Origin of the sequence: Stenotrophomonas sp. TWI587, from assembly GCF_039674145.1 — a bacterium.
Taxonomy (GTDB): domain Bacteria; phylum Pseudomonadota; class Gammaproteobacteria; order Xanthomonadales; family Xanthomonadaceae; genus Stenotrophomonas; species Stenotrophomonas maltophilia_AY.
Window position 1 is genome coordinate 200,783 of record NZ_JBDJMW010000007.1, and the last position, 23,135, is coordinate 223,917.

The following is a 23,135-nucleotide window of genomic DNA, read 5'->3' on the forward strand; positions in this document are numbered from 1 at the left end:
GAAAAGTGTCGCGTCCGGCTCAGCCTGCGCGCCACCGCACGATGGCGTGACCGATCTGGAACAGGCTGATGCCCAGCACCAGCACGCCGACGGCGATCAGCACCCAGCGCTCCTTGACCTTTTTGACCAGAACCGCGGCGACGGGTGCAGCCATCATGCCGCCGATCAGCAGGCCGGCCACGATGTTCAGGTACTGCACGCCCATGGTCAGCAGGAAGGTGATCGAGACCGCAAGCGTCACCACGAACTCGGCCGCGTTGACCGTGCCGATGGTGGTACGGGCCTGGCCGCCGCGGGCGAGCAGGGTGGAGGTGGCCACCGGCCCCCAGCCGCCGCCGCCGCTGGCATCCAGCAGCCCGGCCACGAACCCCAGCAGCGGGACACGCTTCACTTCCTGTGCCGGCAGCATCCGTCCGGCCGCGCGCAGCAGGATGAAGATGGCCAGTACCAGCAGATACATATAGATGAAGGGGCGGATCACGTCACCGGGAAGCTGGGTCAGCACGTAGGCGCCGACCACGCCGCCGACCGCGCCGGGCAGCGCCAGGCGCAGGAACAGCCGGCGGTCCACGTTGCCGGCGACCAGGTGCGAGACCCCGGAGGCCCCCGTGGTGAAGACTTCCGCGGTGTGGATGCTGGCGCTGACCGCTGCTGGCGGCAGGCCCATGCTGAGCAGCACGGAGGAGGAGATCAACCCGAAGGCCATGCCCAGCGCGCCATCCACCAGCTGCGCGCCGAGGCCGATCAGGATGAACCAATAGAATTCACTGCCAAGTTCCATGCGAACAGCCTAGCGGCAAATGGCAGGTAGTGCCGGCCGCTGGCCGGCAACCTCGTCCAGGTCGACGGGCGTCGGTGTGGAGTTGCGTGGTTGCCGGCCAGCGGCCGGCACTACCAGGGCAGGATCAGCGGGTGCCGTACAGAACCACGGTCTTGCCACGGGCATGCAGTTGCCCGTCGGTCTGCAGCTTCTTCAGCACGCGGCCGGCCATTTCACGCGAGCAGCCGACCAGGCGGGCCAGTTCCTGGCGCGAGACGCGCAGCTGGGTGCCCTGCGGGTGGCTCATCGCCTCCGGCTCGCGCGACAGATCATGCAGGGTCCGCACGATGCGGTCGGTGACATCCAGGAAGGCCAGGCGGCTGGCTTTCCTGCTGGTATCGAGCAGGCGCTTGGAAAGCTGTTGGCCGATGGAGTAGAGCAGGCGCGGAGCATCGGCGGAGAGCGGGCCCAGGAACAGCTGATGCAGGCGCTCGTAGCTGATTTCGGCCAGTTCACACGGCGTCCGGGTGCGCAGGATGACCTCACGGCGGTCCGATTCCACGAACAGCCCCATTTCACCCACGAACTCGCCAGAGCCGAAGTAGCCCAGCACCAGCTCACGATCGTCATCTTCCTCAGCCATTATTGAGACTGAGCCACTGATCACGTAGTACAGGGTCCCGGCCGGATCCCCCGGACGAAAGACGTCAGTACGCGCGGGATAGCGCCGGCGGTGGCTGTGAGCCAGGAAGCGATCGATGGTGGCGATGTCCAGGGCCAACGGACTTGTAGCAAGGCGCACAGTTGACACGTTGAGGCGCTCCGATTGCTCATGAAGAATTCACGGCTATGTGCCGGGAGCTTAACGATCCGAATTGTTAAGGGCAAACCGAACACAGGTACTCGTTTCAATGCAAGTTTCGCCCTCGATCACTTTGCCCCATAATTACTTCTTTCCCACCACACACAGGATCGACCGCCGTGGTCAAGCCGTTGCCTCGCCTGAGGTTGCAGGGTTTCAACAACCTCACCAAGGCGTTGAGCTTCAACATCTATGACGTCTGTTACGCCCGCACCGAAGAGGAGCGTCAGCGTTACATCGAATATATTGATGAAGAGTACAACGCCGATAGGCTGACTCAGATCCTGACCGACGTTGCCGAGATCATCGGCGCGAACATCCTGAACGTGGCCCGCCAGGACTACGATCCCCAGGGTGCCTCGGTGACTATCCTGATCTCGGAAGAGCCGGTGATCGACAAGAAGCAGGCCGGCAAGGAGCTGATCTCCGACGCCGTGGTCGCGCACATGGACAAGAGCCACATCACCGTCCATACGTACCCGGAAACCCACCCGCAGGAGGGCATCGCCACGTTCCGCGCGGACATCGATGTGGCCACCTGTGGCGTGATTTCCCCGCTGAAGGCGCTGAACTACCTGATCGAGAGTCTGGAATCGGACATCGTGATCATGGATTACCGCGTGCGTGGCTTCACCCGTGATGTGAAGGGCAAGAAGCACTACATCGATCACAAGATCAACTCGATCCAGAACTTCCTGGCCAAGAACATCAAGTCGCGCTACGAGATGTTCGACGTGAACGTCTATCAGGAAAACATCTTCCATACGAAGATGCACTTGAAGGACTTCGATCTGGATCAGTACCTGTTCGAAGAGAAGGCCAAGAACCTGTCGTTCAAGGAACGCATGAAGATCGAGGCGCTGCTGCGCCGTGAGATCGAAGAGCTGTTCCACGGGCGCAACCTGGCCGAGTGAGTGATTCGCGATGCCGCGCCGGGCGATCCCCGGGCGGCCTCGTTCAGGCGGGACGGCCCGCCCTGTGGAACCGGTGTTTGCGCAAAGCCCGGTTCCACGGCAGCTACCGACGACGGTCCGGTGTGAAAACACCGGGCCGTTTTGCTTTTGTTAACCCAAGGAATCCCCCATGCCCTGGATCTATCTTCTCGTCGCCGGTCTGTTCGAAATCGGCTTCGCCATCGGAATGAAGTACTCCGAAGGCTTCAGCAAGCCGCTTCCCACCCTGGCCACCGTTGGCGCCGCGCTGGTCAGCCTGTACCTGATGAGCCAGGCGATGAAATCCATCCCGGTTGGCACGGCGTATGCGATCTGGACCGGCATTGGCGCGCTTGGCGTGGCGATGCTCGGCATCTTCCTGTTCGGCGACAGTGCCTCGCCGTCGCGGCTGGCCTGCATCGCGTTGATCGTGGCCGGTGTGATCGGCCTGAAGCTGGTCTCGGGGTAACGCCCTCGCATTCGCGCTGGCGCTCCCACGGTTCGCTGTGCGAACCGTGGGCCCCCGACTCACTGAACACCCACACCCCCGCCGCTTTGCGGCGCCCCCCCTGACTCAGGGGGGGGGGGCTTTTCACCAGATGCACGCGGCGCGGTGGAGGCTCAAAGGCGGTACGCGATGGTCTTCATGACCTTGGAGGCCAGCGCCATCACCGACGGGATCGGTGCGGGCAGCTTCCGGGCGCCGGCATGCTCGGCGTGGTCGGCGTGGCGGGCCTCGTCGATCTTCATCACCTTGATCACCTCGCGGCTGCGCAGGTCGGCCGGGGGCAGGGTGTCCAGATGTTCATCGAGGTGGGCTTCGACCTGGCGTTCGGTCTCGACCACGAAGCCCAGATTCCAACCGTCGCCCCGCAGGCCGGCCAGGGTGCCGATGGTGTAGCTGCCCGCATACCAGATCGGGTTGAACAGGCTGGGGCGGCTGTCCAGTTCGCGCAGGCGCCGGGCACACCAGGCCAGGTGGTCGGTCTCTTCCTGGGCGGCGTCGAGCAGGTGGGCGCGGGTTTCCGCCTCGCGGGCGACCGCGGCCTGGCCGAAGTACAGGCCCTGGGCGCAGACTTCGCCGACATGGTTGATGCGCATCAGCCCGGCCGCGTGGCGGCGCTCGGGAGCGGCCATCTGCACGTCCGGGGTCGCCTCGGCAGGGTAGGGGCGGCTGGCCGGCGGATTGCCGAACACCGTATCCAGGGCCCGCTGGGCTTCGGTCAGCAGGTGGTCGAGCGGGGTGATCTGGCGGAGCGCGGTCATGGCAGGGGGATGTCGCGGCGGGGGACTGTCGATTCTCGCCCCCCGCGGCCGGTGTGCCAAGCCGGGATCAGGGTCAACTTGCATGTGGCGGGGATGGCCAGTACAATCCCGCCTCTTCACAACGCGTGGCAGAGTTCCGGCCGTACTGCGCCGTAATGAGCCCGACCTACTAGAGTTCTTTCATGAGCACTTTCACTGCAAAGTCCGAGACCGTCCAGCGCGACTGGTATCTCGTCGACGCATCCGGCAAGACGCTGGGCCGTCTGTCCACCGAGCTGGCCCGCCGTCTGCGCGGCAAGCACAAGCCGGTTTACACCCCTCACGTTGATACCGGTGATTACCTGGTTGTCATCAATGCAGAAAAGATTGCCGTCACCGGCAACAAGCTGCAGGACAAGCTGTATCACCGTTTCACTGGCTACATCGGCAACCTGAAGACCGAAACTCTGGCCCAGGCGCTTGAGCGCCACCCGGAGCGTGTCATCGAGACCGCCGTCAAGGGCATGCTGCCGAAGGGCCCGCTGGGCCGCGCCATGTACCGCAAGCTCAAGGTGTACTCGGGTTCCGAGCACCCGCACGCCGCTCAGCAGCCTCAGGTTCTGGATATCTAATCATGGCTATCACGCAAAACTACGGCACCGGCCGCCGCAAGTCCTCCACCGCCCGCGTGTTCCTGCGCAAGGGCGCCGGCAACATCACCGTCAATGGCCGTCCGCTGGACGAGTTCTTTGGCCGTGAGACTGCACGCATGATCGTGCGTCAGCCGCTGGAACTGACCAAGAACACCGAAAGCTTCGACATCATGGTCACCGCCGCTGGCGGTGGTACCACCGGTCAGGCCGGTGCGATCCGTCTGGGCATCGCCCGTGCACTGGTCGAGTACGACGAAACCCTGAAGTCCGAGCTGCGCAAGGCTGGCTTCATGACCCGTGACGCCCGTGAAGTCGAGCGTAAGAAGGTCGGCCTGCACAAGGCACGTCGCGCCACCCAGTTCTCCAAGCGCTGATCCATCGCGCCTGGCGTGGGATCCTTCGGGATCCCCCTGGGAGGTACGCAAAAGCCCGGCTTCGGCCGGGCTTTTGTCGTTTCCGGGAGTGGGTGTCCGCCGCGCAGATCATCTGGCTGTCGGAGGGGTGCTGCGCGGACTGGCGACGCCGCGGCGTCACTGTGCGCTCGCCGCTGTTTCATGTGGGGTGTGGCGCGGGTGGTGGTGCCGACCGCTGGTCGGCTGCTTTCGCGGCCCGGCATGGGCAGGGTGTCGGCCGCCCACCCTCTTTCTGGTGAAGCAGCCCCCTTGGAGTCCAAGGGGGCGCGCCGCCAGGCGCGGGGATGTGGCAGGGGAGGGCTGGCGCCCACACCTTGCTGCGCAAGGTGTGGGGTCCGGGCGCTTCGCGCCCGGACAAGCGCCCAAACAAACAGAAAAGGCCGATCTTTCGATCGGCCTTTTCTGTTTGTTTGGCTGCCCCGGATGGATTCGAACCACCGAATGCCTGAGTCAGAGTCAGGTGCCTTACCGCTTGGCGACGGGGCAATATGTGCGTGCAATTATTGCACTTTTTCCCTGAAAAACCAAGCGGACTTGGTGGCTATGGGTGGACTCGAACCACCGACCCCAGCATTATGAGTGCTGTGCTCTAACCGGCTGAGCTACATAGCCTCAGGGAGCCGGCAATTCTGGAGATGTATTCGGAATCTGTCAACACTTTTTCACCGCGCTTGTGAGTGGGCAGCGGGCATGGCACAGTCCGATCAGTAGATTTTTCTAGGAGTCCGCATCGTGATCGATCCGGACGGCTATCGACCGAACGTCGGTATTGTGCTGATGCGTCAGGATGGGCAGGTTTTCTGGGCACGACGTGTGCGCCGGGATGGCTGGCAGTTCCCGCAGGGCGGCATGAACACCGATGAGACGCCTGTCGAAGCCATGTATCGCGAGTTGCAGGAAGAGACCGGGCTGTTGCCTGAGCACGTTGAAGTGCTCGGGGCGACGCCGGGTTGGCTTCGCTATCGGCTGCCGGCACGGGCCATCCGCCGCAATGAACGGCAGGTCTGTATCGGCCAGAAGCAGGTGTGGTTCCTGCTCCGGCTGGCCGGGGACGAATCCCACGTCACCCTGGACCATACCGACAGCCCCGAGTTCGACCAGTGGCGCTGGGTCGATTTCTGGTACCCGGTGGAGCATGTGGTGATGTTCAAGCGGGGCGTCTACGCGCGCGCCCTGCGCCATCTGGCGCCCTTGGCGCGGGGGGTGGCCGGGACCGGGGTGGAATCGATGCCCAAGTCCGCCCAGGAGGCCTGGATGCCAGGCAACGCCGCCGGCCACGACCGGCCGCGCAAGCGCACCACGCCCAAGCGGGGCGGTGGCTACTGGCCGCGCAGCAAGGCCAAGGGCGAGCCGGGCGCCGTCTGATCGCTCGGCGGCGGCTCTGAACCGTATCGAGAATGATTCAGGTTCGAAATTGACAACCATTCTCGTTTCGATTGGAATAGCAGCAGGCCGATCCGGGCCTGCCTGCCGAGTCCGCACGTGTACGTCTGCATCTGCAACGGGGTTACCGACCATCAGATCCGCGAAGCCGCGCAAAGCGGTGTCGTGAGCGTGTCCGAGTTGACGATGCGCACCGGCTGCGGCGCCACCTGCGGTTCCTGCCTGGACATGGCGGCGGACCTGCTGGCCAAGTTCAGCGCCACCCACGATCTGCCGCTGCCGGTATTGGGCCTGCAAGCCGCCTGAGATCGCCTGCCCGGTCGCGGGCCGCAACTGAGCACGATTCGCGTTCCTTCATGCCTGCGCGCGACACGCTACAGTGCGCTCGATTCCACGCAGCAGGAGCACGCTCATGAAGGGCGACGCCAAAGTCATCGAATTCCTCAACAAGGTCCTCTACAACGAGCTGACCGCGATCAACCAGTACTTCCTGCACGCCAAGATGCTGAAGAACTGGGGTCTGAAGGAACTCGCCGATCACGAGTACAAGGAATCGATCGAAGAGATGAAGCATGCGGACATCCTGTCCGACCGCATCCTCTTCCTCGAGGGCCTGCCGAACTTCCAGGCGCTGGGCAAGCTGCGCATCGGCGAGAACCCCGCCGAGATCCTGCAGTGCGACCTCAGCCTGGAACGCGATGGCGTGGTCACGCTGCGCGAAGCGGTGGCCTATGCCGATTCGATCGGCGACTACGTCAGCCGCCAGCTGTTCGTGAAGATCCTCGAGTCCGAGGAAGAGCATATCGACTGGCTGGAAACCCAGCTGGATCTGATCGAGCGCATCGGCGAACCGAATTACCTGCTGACCAAGATCGAAGACTGACTCAGCCCTGCAGCGGAAGGCGCAGGCGGGCGTGATAGCCGGCCAGCGCGATCCGCGCACGCGCGAATTCAGCGATCAACAGCGCCACCGCCACGGCGGGGCGCTCCAGCGTGCCGGCGCGGGCATCGTGCTCGATCCGCCAGGCCGCTGACGACAGCGCCATCGCGCCTACATTCGCACTGGCCGATTTGAGGCTGTGTGCCAACGCGCGCAGCTGGTCCAGGTCCGCCGCGACCGAGGCATCCTGCAACTGACGGATCAACGGCGGGGTGTCATCGAGGAAGACGCCGATGATGCGCGCGGTGTCCTCGCCAATCACCTCCAGCAATTCATCCAGCACGTCCTGGTCGAGCACCGCGGCGGGTGTCTCGTCGCGCATGGATGACGGCGGGCCCGGGGTCACCGGCGTCGTGGCGTGCGACGGCGCTTGGGCCGTCTCGTCCGCCACCACGTCCGCCACCACGTTGCCCCAGCGCGCCAGCACGGCTTGCAAGGTTTCGCGGTTGATCGGTTTGGACAGGTAATCGTCCATGCCGGCCTGCAGGCAGCGCTCGCGGTCGCCGGCCATCGCATTGGCGGTCATCGCGATGATCGGCAGCCGTGCGGCTCCCTGCGTGGCTTCGTGCGCGCGCCAGCGGCGGGTGGCGTCGTAGCCATCCACTACCGGCATCTGGCAATCCATCAGCACGAGATCGAACGCCTGGGAATGCAGCGCCTCCAGTGCCTGCTCACCCTGGGTGGCGGTGACCACTTCGCACCCGAGCACCTGCAGCAGCCGCTGCGCGACCAGCAGATTGACGCTGTTGTCTTCCACCAGCAGCAGACGCAGCGGGAACTGCGGCAGTGCCGTGGGCGAGCCGGCGTATTCCACCTCGGCAAGCAGGGCGGCTGGGCGTGCACTGGGCACCATCGGGCGCAGCAGCGCGTGCAGCTCGCTCTCGGCAGCCAGCCGCGACAGCGCCGGCCCCGGGCCAAGCGCTTCGGGCGCGGGTGCGTCATCGCCATACAGCCACAGCAGCTGTGCCTCCGGGTGCCGATCATTGCCGGCCACCGCGTTCTGCAGTGCCTGGCTGCCAAGACGCAGGCCGTCGGTGTCTGCGATCACCCAGGCCAGGACCGGGTCGACGCCGCGGCGCTGCGGTGCGCGCAGGACATCGATCGCCTCGGCGCTGGTCTCCACCGCGTGCAGGCGCAGGTCATGGTGCTGGGTCACCCGCTCGATGCGCTGGACCAGCAACGGGTCGCGGGTGACCAGCAGCGCGCGGCGCGCAGTCAGTGCGGCAGGCAGATCGCCGATCACCTTGAGCAGCGGAATCTCGAACCAGAACGTGGCCCCGTGCCCGGGCGTGGAGTGCACGCCGATGCGGCCGTGCATCAGGTCGATGATGCGCTTGCAGATCGCCAGACCCAGGCCCGTGCCGCCATACAGGCGTGTGGTCGAGGCATCGGCCTGGCTGAAGGACTGGAACAGGCGCGCCTGCAGTGCCGCGTCGATGCCGATACCGCTGTCGACGATTTCGAACCGCAGCTGGTGCTGCGCGTTGGTTTCGCCCTGGCGCTGCACGCGCAGCCGGATCTGGCCACGCTCGGTGAACTTGATCGCGTTGACCAGCAGGTTGCTCAGCACCTGGCGCAGCCGCACCGGGTCGCCACGCACCGACAGGCGTACCGCCTGGTCCAGTTCAAGCGAGAGCCGCAGGCCCTTGGGATCGGCGGCGCGCTGCATCAGCTGCACCAGGCCTTCCAGCAGCTCGCGCAGGTTGAACGTGGTGATCTCCAGGTTCAGGCCCTTGGCCTCGAGCCGCGAATAATCGAGGATGTCATCGACGATGCGCAGCAGCTGCTGCGAGCTGGTGGCGGCGGTCTGCAGCATCTGCCGCTGGTCGCTGCCGAGCTGGCCGCGCGCGATCAGATCGAGCATCGGCAGGATGCCGTTGAGCGGCGTACGGATCTCGTGGCTCATCGTGGCCAGAAACTCGCCCTTGGCCAGTGCGGCGGCTTCGGCGGCCTGTTTGGCGCTGAGCAGTTCCTGTTCCAGCTGGTTCTGCTGCTGCCGGCGCTGCTGAAGCTGATCGCGCTCGAGCAACAGCGCTTCGCTGCGCTGCTGCAGTGTGTGGATGGAGTCCTGCGCTTGCCGCCAGCGGCGCACCACCTGGATCGCCGCCAGCAGTGCCATCACGCCGGTACCCGCGGCGATGTCGATCCACGGGCCGTTGGCCCCGATCCGCGCCATCACGCCAGCGGTGGCGCAGACCGCGGCCGCCGCGGCAGCGATCCACAGCGAGGCCGGGGTGGGGGAGTGGGTTGGCCGTCCGTGGCGTCCCATGTTCAGAGCACCGAATTCTGGAAGTCGAAGTTCAGTTCGCTGCCGGCCGACTGGACCATGTTGCCCTGGATGAAATCGACCCCGCCGATCCACATCGCCGCAGCAGCCTGCGGGTCTTCGATCTGCTGGCCGATGATGCGCAGCCCGGCGCGGTGGGCCAGATCGATCGCCGCGCGCAGTTCGTCACGCGTCTGCTGGTTGGTATGGCTGTTGGAGAAGCGCGCTGCCATGCGCACAAAGGCCAGCGGGAGCTGCGACATCAGCACATTGGCTTCATCGCCCGGCTCGAACTGGCTCAGGCAGAAGCGCACACCGGCCGCATGCATGCGCGTGCAGAACTGCTGCAGGGTGACGGTGTGGATGAGTGCATCGGGCAGGCGCACATCGATGACCAGCGCGCTGCCGTCGATCTGCCGGCTCGCCAGCGACTCCAGCAGCCAGTCGCCGAAGGCATCGCGGGCCAGTGTGCGCAGCGACTGCGACACGAACAGGTGCAGCGGCTGCGCGGCGTGGCGGTACAGATCCAGCAGGCCCAATGCGTGGTCGAGCACCTGCTGGTCCAGATCGGCGATGCGCCCGGCCGCTTCGGCCGCCGGGATCACCTGGCCGGCGGCGAGCACGCTGCCATCGGCCTGGCGCAGCCGCAGCAGCACCTGGTACTGCGCGGTGTTGCCGCCAGCCACCGCGACGATCGGTTGATAGGCGAGTTCCAACTGGCCTTCCAGCAACGCGAGGTGCTCCTGCGCGGCGACATCCTCGCGGCGCACGTAGGCGGCCACGCCCGCGGTCAGCAGGCGCGCCTGCAGCGTGGTGCGTTCGACCGCCTCCAGCGCGCTGCCCGCATCGGGGAAGCCCGGCGAGAGCTGGGCATGCCCGACCACACCGCGCAGGTGCACCGATTCGTCATCGCGGATCACGAACGCACGCGTGGACAACTGCTCGCGCAGCGCGTGGGCCATCGCATCGAGGTTGTCCTCGTCGGCATCGCGGCCCAGCACCAGGAAGCTGTTGTCGTTCAATCGTGCCAGCAGATGGGGCTGGGCCGCATCGGCCAAACGCTGACCCGCCTGGGTCATCAGCCGCTCGAACGCGGCATAGCCATAGCGTTCGCGCAGGCCGAGCGCGCTGGCGATCTCGATGAAGAACAGGCCGCCCCGATCACGATGGGCGAGTGAGGCGCCGAGCTGCTGCAACACGTGATGACGCGTGGGCAGGCCGGTCTCGGGGTTGTTCATTGCCGGGGCACCGGCGTTGCCTGCCTGCGAGGCGGCCTGGGCGCGGGCGCGGCGGATCCGGTTGGACACGGCGGCGATCAGATGGCGCGGGCGGATCGGCTTGCTGAGGAAATCATCGGCGCCGCTGTCGAGCACCTCGAACTGGCGCTCCGGATCCGGATCGCCACTGAGGAAGACGATCGGCAGCAACTGCTGGCCGGGTTGCTGGCGGATCAGCGCGGTCAAGCGCATGCCATCCAGGCCGGGCAGATGCAGGTCCATCAGGATCAGATCGGGGCGGTGCTCGGCGATGGCCTGCTGCACGCCCTCGGCATCGCTGTGCACCAGTGCCTCCATCCCGGCACCGTGCAGCACGCTCTGCGCGAACAGGGCCTGCGAGCGGTCGTCCTCGACGATCAGCACGCGGTAAGGCGAGTCGATCCCGGGCGGGACCATCTGGCTGGCGTCGGTGGGCAGTGGCGGGAGCAGCGGCGGCGGGCTGGCCGGTGCGGCATTGAGCGCGATGACATTGCTGATGGGCACGGGTGCCGGCGCGTCCGGGCGCTGCCAGCGCTGCCAGTGGTCGGCCGGCGGCGTTTCAGCGCGCACGGCGCGCGAGGGTGCAACAACATTATCGTGAACGGCCATCAGTACTCCCAGTCTGCGCCGCAATTATGCGACGAACGCCCGAGGGCAGGGCACGCATTACCGTGGCAGGGTTCCCGGTTTGACCTGGGTCTGCCCACTGTCAGCCTGGCGCATCAGCCAGCGCATGCCTCTCCACAACGTCCGCCAGATCATCCACACGATCAGCGCACCGATCAGGCTGCAGGCCACCACCAGGATCAATGCCAGCCACGGGTGGGCCAGCGCCAGCGCCAGCCCGCCGACGACCACGGTGTCTTCGGCCGCCGAGGCGACCCAGTTGCTGGCCGGTTCGGGCGAGGTGTTGAGCAGGGCGCGGGTACCGGATTTGAGCCCGTGGCTGGCAAGGGCGACACCGGCCCCGGCGACCAGCGCGGTACTGCTGAGCTCGCCGCTGGGCGAAAGCGTAGCGGCAGCGAGAAAAGCGCCGGCCGGCACCCTGGCCAGGGTCTGGACCAGATCCCAGGCCGAATCGACCCCGGGGATCTTGTCGGCGAAGAATTCGGCGATGGCCAGCGCGGCCGAGGTGCCCAGCACCCACCAGGACTCCGTGGCCTGCAGGGCCGGCGGCAGATCGACCCAGCCCAGCAGCCCGGCCAGGCCGACGCCGAACACGGTCAGGTACACGCGGATGCCGGCCAGCCAGGCCAGCAGGATGCCGATCACGAACAGGTGGGCTTCGGTCATGGCACGCGCTCCGGCTGCAGAATGTGCACAGGCGCACACTATCGGGGATGACGTCCATGAACGCCACTGCCCCGATCCGGGCCCTGCGCGGACAAGGCCTTTTCCCTGACTTACACTAGCAAGTCGTTCCAGACAGGGGCCGTTGCGACATCGCCGCCAGGCGCGGTCGCCCAGGACTGCCATGAACAAACCCACACCTTCCCGCATCCAGATCCGCCGGCCGGGCGCGCCGCCCGTGCAGGACCGCAAGCGCCTGCTGGTGCTGGGCGGGGCCTGGGTGGTGTCGCTGGTCCTCGCCGCGCTGCTCGGTGCCTGGATGGGCTCGCCCGGCGGCGACGTCGGCACCCAGCTCAAGGCCGCCGAGACCCGCAATGATCGCCTCCAGCAGCAGCTCATCGAGCTGCAGCAGCGCCAGGCGACCCTGCAGGCGTCCGATCGCATCAGCCGCGCCGCCAACACCGAGGTCCAGGCCTCGCTGGGCGAGCGCGATGAAGAGATCGCCGGCCTGCGCGCCGACGTGGCCTTCTACGAGCGCCTGGTCGGTGCCACCAGCCAGCGCAAGGGGCTGAACACCCATTCGGTGGAGTTCGCGCCGGAAACGGGCGGCACTTGGCAGTACGCCGTGGTGCTGACCCAGAACCTGAACCGCGGGGCGATCAGCCAAGGGCAGATGCGCTTCACGGTGGAAGGCGTCAAGGACGGCAAGCTGACCTCGGTCAGCTGGGACGAGCTGCACCAGCGCACCAAGGTGCCGGGCCAGGACTATTCCTTCCGGTACTTCCAGCAGCTCACCGGCAGTGTGATGCTGCCCAAAGGCTTCACCCCGCAACGTGTGCGGGTCACGCTGGGATCCGGCGCGGGGGGCGCCACCCAGGTATTCGATTGGAAGCAGGCCGGCGCACCGGCGGCATCGGCAAAAGAAGGGGAGTAAGCCCATGTTTGGCAGCAACAAGTCCAACCGCGACGGACATCTGGTCGTGGACGCGCTGATCGGCGCGCAGGTGGTGATCCGCGGGGACGTGGAATTCAGTGGTGGCCTGTACGTGGAAGGCACCATCCTGGGCAAGGTGATCGCCCAGGACGGCGCCAGCAACGCCACCTTGACGGTGGCCGAGCACGGCGCCATCGAGGGCGAGATCCGCGCCCAGGTCGTGGTCATCAGCGGCCGCCTGGACGGGGATGTACACGCCACCGAGCGGGTCGAACTGACCCCCAGCGCCCGGGTGACGGGCAACATCCACTACCAGGTGGTGGAAATGCACGCCGGCGCCCAGCTGACCGGCCGCCTGATCCATACCTCGGCGCAGATGGCCCTGCCGCCGCCGTCCGGGGATGCGGACGAGGGCAAGGGCAAGGACACCGCGGCCCGCAAGAAGCTGGCCGAGGCGATGGCCTGAGCTTGAAACCGTGCTCATGCACCCCCATGCTGGGGGCATGAGCACGCTTGTTTCCCTGCCCGGCGCTCCCGCCGCCGCGCCGAATTACCAGTCCCTGGACCGTCCGCTGAACTTCACCGAGGCCGCTGCGGCCAAGGTCAAGGAGCTGATCCAGGATGAGGGCAACTCTGCCCTCGCCCTGCGCGTCTACATCGAAGGCGGTGGCTGTTCCGGCTTCCAGTACGGGTTCGAGTTCGATGAGAACCGCGCCGAGGACGATCTGGCGGTGGATACCGCCGGCGTCACGCTGCTGGTCGATCCGCTGAGCCTGCAGTACCTGATGGGTGCCGAGGTGGATTACACCGAAAGCCTGACCGGCGCGCAGTTCGTGATCCGCAATCCGAACGCCAAGACCACCTGCGGCTGCGGCAGCAGTTTCAGCATGTGATGCGCGTGCAACCGGCCACAACGGTCGGTTGCCGCTTGCCAGTCCCGCCGAATGTGGGCAGGCTCTTGCGATGTCCAGATTTTCTTCGCAGCTTTCCGGTTTCGCCTTTGTCAGCGAGCCGTTGGAGCGCGCCGATACCCTGCGCGATGACGCCGACGCGTTGTTGCGGTTGTGGCCGGACGCGCGCGTATTGGTCCTCGATCCCGATGGCACGGCCCTGGCCGGCGATGACGGTCAGCCACTGCCCCTGACCGGCGCCGATCTCGGCGGCGGGCCCGGCACCGCGATCTTCCTCGGTCTGCGCGGCGAGCAGGCGTGGTTCTCGATGGAGGCCGCCGCTGTGACGGTGACCGCGCCGCAGCGCGTGGATCTGCGCCAGTCGGCCGCGACCTGGTCCATCGCCGATTCCACCGCCTTCTGCTACGCCCGTGGCATGTCCTACTGGCAGTCGCGCACCCGCTTCTGCGGGGTCTGCGGTGGCGCGGTGACTTTCAGCCGGGGCGGCTTCGTCGGCCGGTGTTGCCAGTGCGCCACCGAGCACTACCCGCGCGTGGACCCGGCGGTGATCGTGGCGGTGGAAAACCAGGGTCGGCTGCTGCTCGGTCGCCAGGCCAACTGGGCCCCGCGCCGTTACTCGGTGCTGGCCGGTTTCGTGGAGCCGGGCGAATCGCTGGAGCAGACCGTGGTCCGCGAGGTGTTCGAAGAGAGCCGGGTGCGCGTGCGCGAGTGCCGCTACCTGGGCACCCAGCCGTGGCCGTTCCCCGGCGCGCTGATGCTGGGCTTCGCGGCGACGGCCGAAGACGACGTGCCCACCGTGAACGGCGAGCTGGAAGATGCACGCTGGTTCACCGCCGAGGAAGTAGGAGCGGCCCTGGCCCGCGACGTGGAGGATGACGGCGAAGGCATCCGTCTGTCCCCGCCCATCTCGATCTCGCGCAGCCTGATCGAACACTGGTACCGCCAGCAGGTCGCCTGACGGTCGCCTGCCGTTGCCGCAGGCTGAACACGCGGCGCGGTACATTACCAACGGCCCGGGGAATTGCCGGGCCGCAAGGCATAGTAGCGGCGCGTTCCACGTCCCGAGCCGGAGGCTTACATGTTCACCACCCTGGTCGCCGTGCTGGTTGCCTTGGCCTTGGGCCATGTCGCGCCTGGCGTGGCCGTCGCGCTGCGGCGGTTCGGCCTGTACCGGCGCTGGCTGCAGTGGCTGGACCGGCATGCTGCCGAAGATGGGTTCTGGCGCGGCCGCAAGGGCGCCTGGCTGGCCGTGCTGCCGTTCGTGGTGGCGCTGGGTCTGGTCCAGTGGCTGTTCGATGACCGCGTCTACGGCCTGCCGTCACTGCTGTTGGGCGTTCTGGTGCTGGTGATGTGCTGGGGCCCGCGCGATCTGGACCGCGATGTCGAGGCGGTGATCGACGCCGATGACGCCCACGCGCGGCACCTGGGCATCGCACAGCTGCAATCGGCCGGTGGCAGCCTGCACGAAGACGTCCCTTCGCTGGTCGAAGCCACCGTGCTCAACGCGCTGCGGCGCTGGTTCGCGGTGCTGTTCTGGTTCCTGCTGCTGGGCCCGGTCGGCGCGCTGCTGTATCGCCTGCTGGCCTTGCTGGCGGTGGGCCCGATGCGCTCGCTGGCCAGCGTGGAAGCGGTTGCCGGTGCACGCGTGGTGCTGTCCTGGCTGGAGTGGCCGGTGGCGCAGCTGATGTCGCTGTCGATGGCGCTGGTCGGCAATTTCGATACGGCCTTCAAGGCCTGGCGCGAGGCGCACGGCAATCAGTGGTCGGCCTCCACACATTTCCTCGGTGCGGTCGCGCGGGCAAGCGTGAGCGCCGAGCTGCGTGAGGACGCGCACGATTACAGTGATGCGGGGATGGTGCCGGTGTGGCGTCGTCTGCCGGAGCTGCGCGATGCGATGAGCCTGGTGTGGCGCATGCTGCTGCTGTGGATGGCGGTGCTGGCGCTGCTGGTGATCGCCGGCTGGGTCACCTAGCGGTTGGGATCAGCCCGGTGCCAACCAGGAAAACGGCACCCACGGCAGGTTGCGTGCGATCCAGTACGCGGGCAGCAGGATCAGCCAGAAGGCGGGCTTCATCAGCAGCGTGATCAGCGGCTGCAGCACGCGTGGGCGCCAGCCCAGCGCCCAACCGAGTACCAGCGGAGCGATGGCCAGCGTCAGCATGGCCAGGGGGTTCATCGAAAACGCCGTGACCACATCGCCGTGGGCCAGCGCGTGCAGTGCACGCGTCAGCCCGCAGCCGATGCAGTAATACCCGGTGACCGCCAGAAAGCTGCACGGCGGGAACGGACTGCCGGCGCTGTTGGGGTCGTAGTGCCGCAGCACCCAGAACCCCGCACCGGCCGCCAGTGCGGCCGGTGGCAACAACGCCAGCAACCAGCGCTTGCCGTGCAGCGCGATCATCAGCTGTTGCTTTCGATCTGCTGCTGGAACTGCTGCATCTGCTCCATGTAACCGTCCACGCCCATGAAGGCCAGCGAGATCACGAACAGCACGACGCCGGCGATCAGGAAGCCGGTGGTGACCCATGCCCAGATCTTGGCGTTCTTGGAAGCACGACGTGCGCCTTCCAGGTCGCCCTGGTTGAGCAGGCCGTTGACCTTGCTGGCGAACACGATCGCGACCACGCCGGTGACGATGCCCGGGAAGCTCAGGCACGACAGGCAGCACACGAAGAACGCCAGGATGGTGACGACGATCGACCAGATCAGGTGGTTCGGAATGCTGCCCGGGGCGGGCGGCAGTGGGGCGGTGGCATTCATCAGCGAAACTCCATTTGCTTGGGTGGGTGTGGACGCACGAGGTGTCCCGGGCGGTAATCTAACCGATGTCCCTGCCTCTATGTATACGGTTACATGCAGGCAGGGCGGGGCTCAGGCCTGATCGCCCCGCAGCTGTCGCACCTGGGTTTCCAGCATCGGGGCGGTGGCAGCATCCCCCGCGATCGGCGCAGAGGCGACCACCTCCACATGCGCACGGAAGCGGCGTGGCACACGCATGCGGCCCAGGCGCGTGTCGCGCCGGCTCCACATGCTCGACCACATCCCACGCAACGCCATCGGTATCACCGGCACCGGGCGATGTTCGAGAATCTTCTCCACGCCCGATTTGAACGCGCCCATCTGCCCGTCGCGGGTCAACGCGCCCTCGGGGAAGATGCACACCAGTTCGCCCTCGGCCAGTGCCTTGTCCACCTCGTCGAAGGCGGCCTGCATCAACGCAGGATCCTCGCGGGCGCCGGCGATGGGAATCGCCTTGGCGGTGCGGAAGATCCAGCGCATCACCGGGATATTGAAGATCTTGTAGTACATGACGAAGCGCACCGGGCGCGGGATCGTCGCCGACAGGATCAGCGCGTCCATGTAGCTGACGTGGTTGCACACGATCAGCGCAGCACCTTCGTCCGGTACGTTGGCCTCGATCCCATGCGGGCGCAGCCGGTACAGCGTGCGCACCATCACCCAGCTGAGGAAGCGCATCAGGAATTCGGGCACGATGGTGAAGATGTAGATCGACACCACGGCATTGGCGATCGCCAGCGCCAGGAACAGCTGCGGGATGGTCCAGTCCAGCACGCGCTGGGTGAGCAGGCCAAGACCCGCAGCGAGCACGATGAAGCCGGAGTTCTGGATGTTGAGCGCGGCGAACACGCGCGACATTTCCGATTTGGCCGTGCGGCTCTGGATCAGCGCGAACAACGGCACCACGAAGAAGCCGGTGAACAGGCCGATGCCGATCAGATCGATGATGATGCGCGCGCTGCCCGGGGCCTGCACGAACTGCCAGATCGACAGCCCGGCCACGGCAGCCTCGCCGACGCGGGCGAAGTACAGGTCGAGCATGAAGGCGGTCATGCCGAACGCACCCAGCGGCACCAGGCCGATTTCCACGGTGCGCCCGGACAGCTTCTCGCACAGCAGCGAGCCGGTGCCGGTGCCGAGTGAGAACAGGGCCAGCGCGAAGATGTAGAGCAGGGAGCCGCCGCCCAGGTTGACCTCGGCATACGTGGGCAGCTGCGAGGTGAGCATGGTGCCGACGAACCAGAACCAGGACACACCCAGGATCGCGTTGCGCACGGCTTTCTGCTTCTTGGCCATGCGCAGCACCGCGAGCGACTCGGGCAGCGGGTTCCAGTTGATCTTCAGGTCCGGCGCGCCCGCATCGACCTTGGGAATCATCCGTGCGGTCAGGTTGCCGGCCACGGCGAGCACGATCACCGCGGTCGCGGCCACGATCGGACCATGGCTCCCGGACAGGGCGAAGATCAGGCCGCCGGCGATCATGCCGGTCAGGATCGACAGCGAGGTGCCCATCTCGACCAGGCCGTTGCCACCGGTCAGCTCTTCGGGTTTGAGGATGGAGGGCAGTACCGAGTACTTCACGGGCCCGAACAGCGTGGACTGCATGCCGGTGCAGAACAGTGCGACCAGCAGTACCGGCATGCTCTCGGTCAGGAAGCCGAGCGCGGCCAGCGACATGATCGCGATTTCCATGGTGGTGGTGATCACGATCAGCCGGGATTTCTCCAGCTTCTCCGCGATCTGGCCGGCCAGTGCAGAGAACAGGAAGTACGGCAGGATGAAGATCGCCGGGGCCAGGTTGGTATACAGCGAGCGCTCTTCGATCGGCGTGCCGAGGAAGAACAGCAGCGCGATGATGGCCTGGCGGTAGACGTTGTCGTTGAACGCGCCCAGCGACTGGACGATGAAAAACGGCAGGAAACGGCGTTGCCTGAGCAGAGCGAACTGACTATGGCCGGACATGGAGACTCCTTGCGAACCGGCGCAGCCTAGCACTCTCCCTGTTGGCGCAGCATGGCAGCGCCGCGGAACGGCCCGGCCGGATTCAGCGCAGCGTGCGGGCGGCCTCATTGGCGGCACCGCGCAGCTTGGGCAGCAGGCGCAGCATCAGGCCCATCTGGGTACGGATCAGCTGCAGCTTGGGCGGCATGTCGTCGGTGATCTGCTCCAGCTGCTCGGCCAAGGCACGATCGCCCTCGTTGGCGTCCTCGGCCACCGGCTCCCGCTGCTGCAGCGCACTGGCGATCTGCTGCATCGCCTGCTGCACCCGTTCGCCGCCAGACAGCGCCAGCGGATCCTGGCCGTAGCTGTCCAGCTGGGTGCGGTGGGCGCCCAGTGCGGAGAGATGGCCGAGCAGAGTGTTGGACAGCGCCAGGAAGCGGAAGCCGGCATCCAGATTGCGGCGCACGTGACCGGGCTCGCGCAGCATGTTCGACAACGCGGTGGACAGCGCCGCATCGGCGTTGTGCATGTCGCGGCGTGCGATGCGGTAGGCCAGATCGTCCTGCATGCCGCTACCGTATTGGCCCAGCACCGCGTGCAGGTACTTGGCACAGTTGTCGAGCACGCGCGCCATCACCAGGTTCAGGCGCCGGCCCTGCCAGTCGGGCAGGATCAGGAAGGCGGCAGCCGCGGCGATCGCGCAGCCCAGCAATGTATCCACCAGCCGCGGCCAGATCAGCAGGAAGCCATCGCCGATCAGGTTGAAGCAGGTCAGCGCCATCACCGTGATCGCCGCCGAGGCCACCAGGTAGCGATCGCTGCGGGTGAAGAAGAACAGCAGTGCCGACAGCAGCGCGATCAGCAGTTCGATGCGCAGGTCCTGGAACAGCTGCATCAGCGCCCAGGTCAGCACCAGGCCGATCAGCGTGCCGGCGATCCGCTGCGCAAGGCGCTGGCGGGTCGCACCGAAGTGCGGGCGGCACACGAACACGATGGTCAGCAGCACCCACGAGCCGTTCTGGGCGTTGAACAGCCGGATCGCGGCGAACCCGACGATCAGCGCCAGCGCCATGCGCAGGCCGTGCCGGAACAGCACCGAGCCGGGGGTGAGCTGCTGGCGGATGCGCACGCCCATCTCGCGCAGGGTATGCGGGTTGGTATCGCGCAGGCGGGTATCGACGTTGTCCAGCGTGGACTCGGACTTCTCGGCCTCGGACAGGCGCCGCTCGATGCTCTGCAGGTTGTGGCCGAGCAGTTCCAGCGAGGCCAGCAGACGCTGCCATTGCGGGTTGTGCTGGGCGCGCAGCCAGCTCAGCGAATCGGTGAGATCGGCGGTGGCCTGTTTGGTGCGCTCGCCGTACTGGAACGGCTGGCGCAGGCGGATCGCCTGGCCGAGGTTGGCGCAGGCCTCCCCCTGCAGCGCAAGCAGGCGCTGGCAGCGGTACAGCACGTCGCTGTGGAAGAACGCCTCGGTCAATGCGCCGTAGGGGTAATGCGAGGAGCTGGCGCGCTCGTGGAAGTCCTGCGCCATGTAATACAGCCGCAGGTACAGGCCGGACTGCACGCCGGGCCGGCCGGAGCGGCCGAAGCGCGCCAGGATCGCGGTCTTGGCGATGTTGAGGGCCTCGACCACGCGCCGGTTCTGTTCGGCCAGCGCCAGCTGGCGCTTCTGCACGTCGGCATCGCGCACCGGCTCGAACAGATCGGCCTTGAGCTGCAGGTAACGGCCCAGCTCCAGATACAGGCGGGCCACCCGCTCGCGCACCGGGCGGTTGGCGAACAGGGCGGTCCACAGGATCGAGAGCAACGCATACCAGACCGCACCGGCCAGCAGGTGGCTGACCGCGTTGATCGCCTGGGGCAGGTCGGTCGCGCCGTGCTGTTCCAGCCCGATCATGGTGTAGATGGCCAGCGTCACCGTGGCCTGCGCGATGGAGGCATAGCGCTCGCCGAGCGCGCCGAGCAGGGTCAGCCCGAACGTCGCGGCGGCCAGCGCGGTGATGAACCACCACGGATGCGGGAACAGCACCACCACGGCGGCTGCGGCGGCCACGAAGCACAGCAGTGACAGCGCCACCGATTTGATCCGGCCCCACCAGTTGTCGTCGGTCTCGGCGATCGCGCTGGCGATGATGCCCAGGAACACGCCGGGCAGGGCGGGCAGCTGGTCCAGATGCCAGCACAGCCCCATCGCTGCGGACAGCGCGATGAACACCCGCAGGCCATAGCTGGCCTTTTCATGCGCCCACAGGCGGCTGACGCGGGTTTCGAACGAAGGCATGGCGACTCGGCGGAAGGCAGGCCGCCATTATTGCCGGAGCGGGGTGAAGGGGACACCTCTGTCTGCGGGGCTGGGTCGGCGTGCCCACGCCGACCCTCCGACAGTGGGTCGGTGCGCATCGAAAAGCGGGACCGGTGCAATTTACATATCGAACCGCACGCTGACCGCGAAGGTGCGCGGCATGCCGACGCCTGCGTTGGACCAATACTTCCTGTAGGCGATGTTCTCCACGCCGGCGCGCCAGGTGACGGGATGGCCGGCGGCCTGCATGCGGTAGCCGACGCCCGCGTTGACCAGGGTGTAGTCGGGCAGCTTGAGTGTGTTGTCGGCGTCGTAGTAGACGTCACCGTAGTAGCGGGCCAGTGCGTACACACTCAGGCCCTCGATCTGCGCGATGCTGTAGTCGGCGTGCAGCACGCCCTGCCAGCGGGCGGCGCCGGCGGTGCGGTTGCCTTCCTGGGCGACGCTGTCGGGGGAGAGCTTGTCGTAGGTCGGGTCCAGCCAGGTCACGCCGCCACCGAGGGTGAAGGCATCGGTCAGGCGCACATCGCCACTGACTTCCACACCTTCGTACAGGGTGATGCCGTCCTGCACCAGCCGCTTGCCGGCGGGAGTAATCAGGTCGATGTTGGCGCCACGCTCCAATCGGAAAGCGGCAGCATTGGCGCTCCAGCGCGGGTACTCGATCTTGGCGCCGATCTCGACCTGCTTGCTGATGGTCGGGTCGAGCACGTCGCCGGCGTTGATGTAATCGCTGCCGACGCGGCTGCCGGCTTCCAGCGACTCGACATAGCTGGCGTACACCGTCACCGCATCGGCCGGCTTGTACATCAGCGCGTAGGTCGGCGTGACCGGATAGGTGTGGTACGCGCCCTTGTTTTCGAAGTCGTTGTAGCGCGCGCCTGCCAGCAGCGACCAGCCATCGGCGAAGCTGACCGTGTCGCTCACGAACACGGCCTGCTGCACGGTCTCGCTGCCGCGGCTGAGCACGCGCGAGCCGACCGCGTCATGGCGCAGCGTCGGGCGCTGATAGAGGTTGCCGCGGCCGATGGTGTTCCATTCGTATGGGCGGTCCCAGCCCAGGCCGGTCTGGTGGGAGACGCCTGCAACGACCTGGTGCGACAACGGGCCGGTCTGGAACCGCCCCTGCACGATGGCCTGGGCCAGCTTCCACTCACTCTTGCCGCCGAGCTCGTAGGTGTTGACGTTGTAGTCGCCGTTGACGTCATCGATGTAGGCGAAGATCTTGTTGACGTCGTTCCAGGAGGTGGTCACGCCATAGCTCAGGCTGGCCTTCCAGTCGCTGTTGATCTGCCAGTTCAACGCGGTGGAGAGCAGGCTGGAGCGGGTGTCGTAGTAGCTGCCGTCGATGCTGTTGTCGATGTCGCCCGCGAGCGGACGCGGCAGCGCGGTCAGGCCGATGAAGTAGTACTGCGGGGATTCGTTGCTGAGATCGCGTGACTGGAACACGCCGTCGAAGGTCCAGGTGAGGCGGTCGCTCAGACGCGCATCCAGCGACAGTGCGCCGACCTTGCGGTCTACCTCGCCACCGTTGAAGGTCTCGCCCTTCTCCTGATAGGCATTGAAGCGGTAGCCGAACATGTCCTCGTTGCCGAAGCGTCCGCCCACATCGACCTGGCCGCTGACGATGCCCGCCTCGCGCCAGCCGAGCTGTGCCGACAGCGTGGTCACATCAGTCGGCTTCTTGGTCACGTAGTTGACGATGCCGCCGGGCTGGCCAAAGCCGTACATGAAGCCGCCGGGGCCTTTGAGCAGTTCCACCTGCTCCATCACTTCCAGCGGCCACTCGGTGCCCCATGAGGACACCTGCAGGCCGTTGACGCGGTAGCTGTCATAGCTGAGGTCGATACCGCGGTTGCGGATCGGCGAGCTCCAGCCGCTGGCGTAGGCGCTGACCTGGGTGACCACCGAGGGATCGGTCAGGAAGGCCTCGCCCAGCGAGACCACCTGGCGCTTATCCATATCCTCGCGGCCCACCACCGAGATCGCGAACGGGGTATCGCGCACGGCGCGGTCACCCAGCGCACCGGTGTCGGTATGGGTGCGTTCGGCGGTGACCTTGATCGCATCCAGATCGGTGGCCGAGCGCGCCCGGGCGGCGCCGTCGGGCGTGGACTGGGCATGCGCAGCGCAGGCCGCGGCAAGGGAAAGGGCGAGCAGGGCCGGGCGCAGGGCACGGCGGCCCGGCACCACGGCCGGGAGCAAAGACACAGACTGGCGCATGTTGTGGGGGTCCTCCGCGGACAGC

At 66.5% G+C, this 23,135-nt stretch carries 22 protein-coding genes, 2 tRNA genes and 1 pseudogene; 12 read left to right on the forward strand and 13 right to left on the reverse strand.

Features of this window, described 5'->3' with window-relative positions:
- Positions 1 to 19 precede the first annotated feature (19 nt).
- The gene (locus ABE464_RS13455; RefSeq protein ID WP_346472378.1) at positions 20 to 781 is read right to left on the reverse strand and encodes a sulfite exporter TauE/SafE family protein; all 762 of its coding nucleotides are present in this window, start codon (positions 779 to 781) and stop codon (positions 20 to 22) included.
- Positions 782 to 905: 124 nt separating this feature from the next.
- Positions 906 to 1,571, reverse strand: coding sequence for a cAMP-activated global transcriptional regulator CRP (gene crp / locus ABE464_RS13460; protein WP_088433580.1), 666 nt, complete (start codon positions 1,569 to 1,571; stop codon positions 906 to 908).
- Between the two features lie 170 nt (positions 1,572 to 1,741).
- Here crp and speD point away from each other — a divergent pair, with 170 nt between their 5' ends.
- On the forward strand, positions 1,742 to 2,536 hold the full coding sequence (speD, locus tag ABE464_RS13465) for an adenosylmethionine decarboxylase (RefSeq protein WP_019185315.1): 795 nt from the start codon (positions 1,742 to 1,744) through the stop codon (positions 2,534 to 2,536).
- A 169-nt stretch (positions 2,537 to 2,705) separates the two neighbouring features.
- Positions 2,706 to 3,023, forward strand: coding sequence for a quaternary ammonium compound efflux SMR transporter SugE (gene sugE, locus ABE464_RS13470; protein WP_123729965.1), 318 nt, complete (start codon positions 2,706 to 2,708; stop codon positions 3,021 to 3,023).
- Positions 3,024 to 3,175: 152 nt separating this feature from the next.
- Here sugE and coq7 read toward each other — a convergent pair whose 3' ends face one another.
- Positions 3,176 to 3,820, reverse strand: a complete 645-nt coding sequence (gene coq7 / locus ABE464_RS13475) for a 2-polyprenyl-3-methyl-6-methoxy-1,4-benzoquinone monooxygenase (RefSeq protein ID WP_346472379.1) — start codon at positions 3,818 to 3,820, stop codon at positions 3,176 to 3,178.
- 182 nt (positions 3,821 to 4,002) lie between these two features.
- Between coq7 and rplM the strand changes: the two genes are divergently transcribed.
- Together rplM and rpsI are read left to right on the forward strand one after the other, a co-directional pair.
- Positions 4,003 to 4,431, forward strand: a complete 429-nt coding sequence (gene rplM, locus ABE464_RS13480) for a 50S ribosomal protein L13 (protein ID WP_017354548.1) — start codon at positions 4,003 to 4,005, stop codon at positions 4,429 to 4,431.
- 2 nt (positions 4,432 to 4,433) lie between these two features.
- Positions 4,434 to 4,826 (forward strand): 30S ribosomal protein S9, encoded by a 393-nt coding sequence (gene rpsI / locus ABE464_RS13485; protein ID WP_017354549.1) that lies wholly within the window; start codon positions 4,434 to 4,436, stop codon positions 4,824 to 4,826.
- A 450-nt stretch (positions 4,827 to 5,276) separates the two neighbouring features.
- On the opposite strand, the gene ABE464_RS13490 is transcribed toward rpsI, so the two are convergent.
- Positions 5,277 to 5,351: transfer RNA gene (locus ABE464_RS13490), tRNA-Gln, on the reverse strand.
- A 49-nt stretch (positions 5,352 to 5,400) separates the two neighbouring features.
- Positions 5,401 to 5,477: transfer RNA gene (locus ABE464_RS13495), tRNA-Met, on the reverse strand.
- A gap of 120 nt (positions 5,478 to 5,597) precedes the next feature.
- Here ABE464_RS13495 and ABE464_RS13500 point away from each other — a divergent pair.
- The 3 genes from ABE464_RS13500 (at position 5,598) to bfr (ending at position 7,131) form a co-directional block, all read left to right on the forward strand.
- Positions 5,598 to 6,230 (forward strand): RNA pyrophosphohydrolase, encoded by a 633-nt coding sequence (locus ABE464_RS13500; protein ID WP_179459853.1) that lies wholly within the window; start codon positions 5,598 to 5,600, stop codon positions 6,228 to 6,230.
- Between the two features lie 117 nt (positions 6,231 to 6,347).
- Positions 6,348 to 6,554 (forward strand): (2Fe-2S)-binding protein, encoded by a 207-nt coding sequence (locus tag ABE464_RS13505; protein ID WP_088433582.1) that lies wholly within the window; start codon positions 6,348 to 6,350, stop codon positions 6,552 to 6,554.
- 106 nt (positions 6,555 to 6,660) lie between these two features.
- A complete protein-coding gene (bfr, locus tag ABE464_RS13510) occupies positions 6,661 to 7,131 on the forward strand; it encodes a bacterioferritin (RefSeq protein WP_019185321.1) in 471 nt (156 codons plus the stop codon).
- A gap of 1 nt (position 7,132) precedes the next feature.
- Here bfr and ABE464_RS13515 read toward each other — a convergent pair whose 3' ends face one another.
- Genes ABE464_RS13515 through ABE464_RS13525 form a run of 3 tightly spaced genes read right to left on the reverse strand, consistent with a single transcriptional unit; the run spans position 7,133 to position 12,003 of the window.
- On the reverse strand, positions 7,133 to 9,457 hold the full coding sequence (locus ABE464_RS13515; protein WP_346472380.1) for an ATP-binding protein: 2,325 nt from the start codon (positions 9,455 to 9,457) through the stop codon (positions 7,133 to 7,135).
- A gap of 2 nt (positions 9,458 to 9,459) precedes the next feature.
- Positions 9,460 to 11,319 carry an EAL domain-containing protein gene (locus ABE464_RS13520; RefSeq protein ID WP_346472381.1) on the reverse strand — a complete coding sequence of 620 codons (1,860 nt, stop codon included), beginning with the start codon at positions 11,317 to 11,319 and terminating at the stop codon, positions 9,460 to 9,462.
- A 57-nt stretch (positions 11,320 to 11,376) separates the two neighbouring features.
- Positions 11,377 to 12,003, reverse strand: a complete 627-nt coding sequence (locus tag ABE464_RS13525) for a DUF4126 domain-containing protein (protein WP_346472382.1) — start codon at positions 12,001 to 12,003, stop codon at positions 11,377 to 11,379.
- A 181-nt stretch (positions 12,004 to 12,184) separates the two neighbouring features.
- Between ABE464_RS13525 and ABE464_RS13530 the strand changes: the two genes are divergently transcribed.
- The 5 genes and pseudogenes from ABE464_RS13530 to ampE all read left to right on the forward strand — a co-directional run bounded on the left by ABE464_RS13530 (position 12,185) and on the right by ampE (position 15,817).
- The gene (locus ABE464_RS13530) at positions 12,185 to 12,934 is read left to right on the forward strand and encodes a DUF6776 family protein (RefSeq protein WP_346472383.1); all 750 of its coding nucleotides are present in this window, start codon (positions 12,185 to 12,187) and stop codon (positions 12,932 to 12,934) included.
- Between the two features lie 4 nt (positions 12,935 to 12,938).
- Positions 12,939 to 13,304, forward strand: a pseudogene (locus tag ABE464_RS13535) (polymer-forming cytoskeletal protein); the annotation flags it as partial.
- 133 nt (positions 13,305 to 13,437) lie between these two features.
- On the forward strand, positions 13,438 to 13,827 hold the full coding sequence (gene erpA, locus ABE464_RS13540) for an iron-sulfur cluster insertion protein ErpA (RefSeq protein ID WP_346472384.1): 390 nt from the start codon (positions 13,438 to 13,440) through the stop codon (positions 13,825 to 13,827).
- Between the two features lie 70 nt (positions 13,828 to 13,897).
- Entirely contained in the window at positions 13,898 to 14,803 is a 906-nt protein-coding gene (gene nudC / locus ABE464_RS13545) for an NAD(+) diphosphatase (RefSeq protein ID WP_346472385.1), read from the forward strand.
- 120 nt (positions 14,804 to 14,923) lie between these two features.
- Positions 14,924 to 15,817 (forward strand): regulatory signaling modulator protein AmpE, encoded by an 894-nt coding sequence (gene ampE / locus ABE464_RS13550; protein WP_346472386.1) that lies wholly within the window; start codon positions 14,924 to 14,926, stop codon positions 15,815 to 15,817.
- Positions 15,818 to 15,826: 9 nt separating this feature from the next.
- Here the strand turns inward: ampE and ABE464_RS13555 are convergent, their stop codons facing one another.
- From ABE464_RS13555 to ABE464_RS13575, 5 genes are all read right to left on the reverse strand, one after another.
- A complete protein-coding gene (locus ABE464_RS13555; RefSeq protein WP_346472387.1) occupies positions 15,827 to 16,246 on the reverse strand; it encodes a DUF2752 domain-containing protein in 420 nt (139 codons plus the stop codon).
- Positions 16,246 to 16,605 (reverse strand): CD225/dispanin family protein, encoded by a 360-nt coding sequence (locus tag ABE464_RS13560; protein ID WP_123729974.1) that lies wholly within the window; start codon positions 16,603 to 16,605, stop codon positions 16,246 to 16,248. The genes ABE464_RS13555 and ABE464_RS13560 overlap by 1 nt, the downstream gene beginning before the upstream one ends.
- A gap of 111 nt (positions 16,606 to 16,716) precedes the next feature.
- Positions 16,717 to 18,606, reverse strand: coding sequence for an MFS transporter (locus ABE464_RS13565; RefSeq protein WP_346472388.1), 1,890 nt, complete (start codon positions 18,604 to 18,606; stop codon positions 16,717 to 16,719).
- 82 nt (positions 18,607 to 18,688) lie between these two features.
- Entirely contained in the window at positions 18,689 to 20,866 is a 2,178-nt protein-coding gene (yccS, locus tag ABE464_RS13570) for a YccS family putative transporter (RefSeq protein WP_346472389.1), read from the reverse strand.
- A gap of 141 nt (positions 20,867 to 21,007) precedes the next feature.
- Positions 21,008 to 23,110, reverse strand: a complete 2,103-nt coding sequence (locus tag ABE464_RS13575; RefSeq protein WP_346472390.1) for a TonB-dependent receptor — start codon at positions 23,108 to 23,110, stop codon at positions 21,008 to 21,010.
- Between the last annotated feature and the right edge of the window lie 25 nt (positions 23,111 to 23,135).